A 3,339-nucleotide genomic window follows, 5' to 3' on the forward strand; every position below is an offset into this window, starting at 1 on the left:
CCCGCCCGGCGGCCGGGCGGGCGGCCTCCGCCCCCCCCCCCCCCGGGGGTTTACAGAGCCCGCCCCCCCCGCGGGGGCCCCGGTCCGCTTCGCCTCGGGGCAACCATGCGCATGCGGTATTCGTCCCCTCTTGTGGCTGTGGCACGTCCGGGCGGCCGAACCCCCCACAGGCATGGTGAGCGAGAGAGACCGCATGCTCCGTATTCACTTCACGTCGTACGACCTCCAGAACATCCGAGTGGCCCGTCAGCCCGATCCTCTCTGGGAACTGATGTGCAGCGTGTGCCGGCTGGAGGCCGGTCAGGGATCACTCGAATTCGGACACTGGCGCCGCTCCGTCTCCCAGCGGTTCGTGGGTGACGCGACCCTCGGCCGCGCCCTGCGCCCCTTACGGGCCCTCATTCCCCCGACCGGCTACATTCCGGACTTCCTCACCCCTCCGGTCACCGGTGGCGGACTGACCGCCGGCCTCGACCAACTGCTGCGCACCCCGCGTACGCAACTGGTCCGTGAGATGTCCCGGCTGGCCGAGTCCCGCCCCGTCCCCGCCTGGGCAGGCTCGCTGGGCCGCCCGGGCGGCGACGCGCTCAAGTCGCTCGCGAACGCCCTGGGCATTTACTTCCGAGGCCTGCTGGAACCGCACTGGCCGCACATCCGTTCGGCGGTGGGCAACGATGTCGGGGTGCGCTCCCGCGCCCTGCTCGACGGCGGCACCCAGGCGCTGCTCGAGGGTCTGCGCCCGATGGCGCGCTGGAACGCGCCGGTGCTCGAGGTGAACTACCCCGTCGAGCGCGACCTGTATCTGGAGGGCCGCGGACTGCTTCTCGTCCCCTCCTACTTCTGCTGGCGCCGGCCCACCGCCCTGGCGGACCCCGGCCTCGATCCCGTACTCGTCTACCCGGTGGCGAAGACACCCCTCGCCGTCGCGGACGGCACGGACGGCGGGGTCGAACGCCTGCTGGGCCGCACCCGCGCCGCTGTACTGACCGAGGTCGCCGGACAGAGCGCCCGCACCACCTCCGAGGTGGCCCAGGCCGTGGGGATCGCGCTGCCCAGCGCCAGCTACCAGATCGGCGTACTGCGTGACGGGGGCCTCGTGGCCAGCCACCGCGACGGCAAGTACGTCCTGCACACGGCCACCCTGCTGGGCCTGCGGGTACTCGGCACCAGCCCGCGGATCCGGGCCCGGGAGCCGCGCCCCGTGCGGTGAGCGGTCCCCGGGGCGTGGCATGATCGGGGCCATGCTTGAACGCGTGGTGGCCGCCTGTGACGGGGCTTCGAAGGGAAACCCGGGACCGGCCGGATGGGCGTGGGTCGTCGCCGACGGCGAGGAGACGCCGACCCGCTGGGAGGCCGGTCCGCTGGGCAAGGCTACGAACAACGTCGCCGAACTCACCGCGCTGGAGCGCTTGTTGACGGCGGTGGCGCCGGAGGTCCCGCTCGAGATCCGGATGGACTCGCAGTACGCGATGAAGGCCGTCACGACATGGCTGCCCGGCTGGAAGCGCAAGGGATGGAAGACGGCTTCCGGCAAGCCGGTCGCCAACCAGGAACTCGTCGCACGCATCGACGAACTCCTCGACGGCCGCACCGTGGAGTTCCGCTACGTCCCCGCCCACCAGGTCGACGGTGACCGGCTCAACGACTTCGCCGACCGTGCCGCGAGCCAGGCCGCGGTGGTCCAGCAGCCCGCGGGCAGCGACCTCGGCTCCCCGGAGCCTCCCGCGTCTCCCGACACCCCCGCCGCCTCGGGCGCGGTCCGCCGCCGCGCCGCGGCCAAGACGCCCCCACAGAGCACGGCGGCCGCACGGCAGGGCGCGTCGGCCCGCACGATCAAGGCCAAGTTCCCCGGACGCTGTGTCTGCGGCCGCTCGTACGCGGCGGGTGAGTCCATCGCCAAGAACGGCCAGGGCTGGGGCCATCCCGAGTGCCGCACGTCCGAGACGAGCGACGTCTAGTGCGCCCGTAGTACTCCAAGGCGCACGGTGACGGACCGACTGCCGAACCTAACCTAACCGAATCAATCCGAATCAATCCGAATCAATCCAAAACGGATCGGGACGGAGCGAATCGGACCGCAGTGATCGGCGATCGCGCGGCGCGCGACGGGCGTTGCGCAGGACGGGTGACGCGCGAGGCGGAAGACGGGCGATGCGGTGGCCCCGCCGTTGCGAGGGCCACCGCACCGTGCCCGGCGTCGGCAGGGGAGTGCCTCGGCCGGGAGTGCCGGTGCCTCGGTTCAGGCGGCGTCGAACGTGTAGAACGCGGTGTGATCCAGCAGGTCCGAGGGCCGCACGTCGTTCCAGGGCTTCATCGTCTCGCCGAGGTCGATCACGTCGGCCGTACCGGAGAGCGGCAGGTATCCGGAGCGGGGGTGGCGGTGCTGCCAGTCGGCCCAGAGCTTGTCTATGTAGGCGTGGTGGAGCCAGAACACCGGGTCGTTGGGGGAGACGCCGGTGGCCATCTGCCCGCCGACCCAGACGTGCACCCGGTTGTGGAGGTTGACGCCACGCCAGCCTTCGAGGTGGTTGCGGAAGCCGTCCGAGGAACTGTTCCACGGCGCCATGTCGTACGTGGCCATCCCGAGCACGGACTCCACCTCCGCACGGGTCGGCAGCTCCCGGACGCCGCTGCCGAGCGAACGCCTCAGATACGTACGGGTGTCGACGCGTACGTTGATCGTCCAGTTGCCGGCGGCGGCCGCGAAGGGGCCGTCCATCACCCGGCCGTCCAGGCTGCGACCGGTGCCGCCGAGGAAGTCCGGGGCCCACAGGGACGCGCGGGGTGAACGGTCGGTGCTCCAGTCCCAGTACGGCAGGGCGACCGAGGCGTCCACGGACTGCAGGGCCCGTTCGAACTCCAGCAGGAATCTGCGGTGCCAGGGCAGGAACGACGGCGAACGGTGGCCTGTCCGTTCACCGTTGTCCGTGTCGCCCATGATGAAGGCGTTGTGCGTGGTGACGAAGGCGTCGTACCGGCCACTGCGCTTGAGCTGGAGGAGCGCGTCGACGAAACGCCGCTTCTCGTCGGCGGAGAGGTTCGCCTGGTTCTTGCGTACGGTCATGTGCGGGACTCCACGGTCTGCTGTGCGGTGCTGACGTGCTGTTGCGTCGCTGGTCGCGGGTGCGGGTGCGGGTGCGGTCAGCCGAGGGGGACGAGGGGCGCCCCTTGCAGTTCCACGACCGCGGCGCGGGCGGCGTCGCGCGGGGTGGCCACCGGGTCGTAGTGGCTGACGACGCTGATCCAGCTGCCGTCCGCGTTCTGCATCAAGTGCAGTTCCACCCCGTCGACGAACACGCCGTAGCCGGCGCCGTGATGGTGGCCGCCGCCACCGGCACG

General features: G+C 71.3%; 4 protein-coding genes. 2 read left to right on the forward strand and 2 right to left on the reverse strand.

What is annotated here, in order from left to right; genetic code table 11:
* The first annotated feature begins 193 nt into the window (after positions 1 to 193).
* A complete protein-coding gene (locus tag ABZV34_RS37850; RefSeq protein WP_356287346.1) occupies positions 194 to 1,210 on the forward strand; it encodes a helix-turn-helix domain-containing protein in 1,017 nt (338 codons plus the stop codon).
* A gap of 19 nt (positions 1,211 to 1,229) precedes the next feature.
* Complete coding sequence (locus tag ABZV34_RS37855) at positions 1,230 to 1,958, forward strand: ribonuclease H (protein ID WP_356287349.1); 729 nt, start codon at positions 1,230 to 1,232, stop codon at positions 1,956 to 1,958.
* Between the two features lie 281 nt (positions 1,959 to 2,239).
* On the opposite strand, the gene ABZV34_RS37860 is transcribed toward ABZV34_RS37855, so the two are convergent.
* Together ABZV34_RS37860 and ABZV34_RS37865 are read right to left on the reverse strand one after the other, a co-directional pair.
* Complete coding sequence (locus tag ABZV34_RS37860; protein ID WP_356287352.1) at positions 2,240 to 3,064, reverse strand: tyrosinase family protein; 825 nt, start codon at positions 3,062 to 3,064, stop codon at positions 2,240 to 2,242.
* Positions 3,065 to 3,141: 77 nt separating this feature from the next.
* A partial coding sequence (locus ABZV34_RS37865) for a tyrosinase family oxidase copper chaperone (RefSeq protein WP_356287355.1) occupies positions 3,142 to 3,339 on the reverse strand: 198 nt, incomplete at its 5' end.

Origin of the sequence: Streptomyces sp. NPDC005195 (assembly GCF_040608315.1) — a bacterium.
Classification (GTDB): domain Bacteria; phylum Actinomycetota; class Actinomycetes; order Streptomycetales; family Streptomycetaceae; genus Streptomyces; species Streptomyces kaempferi.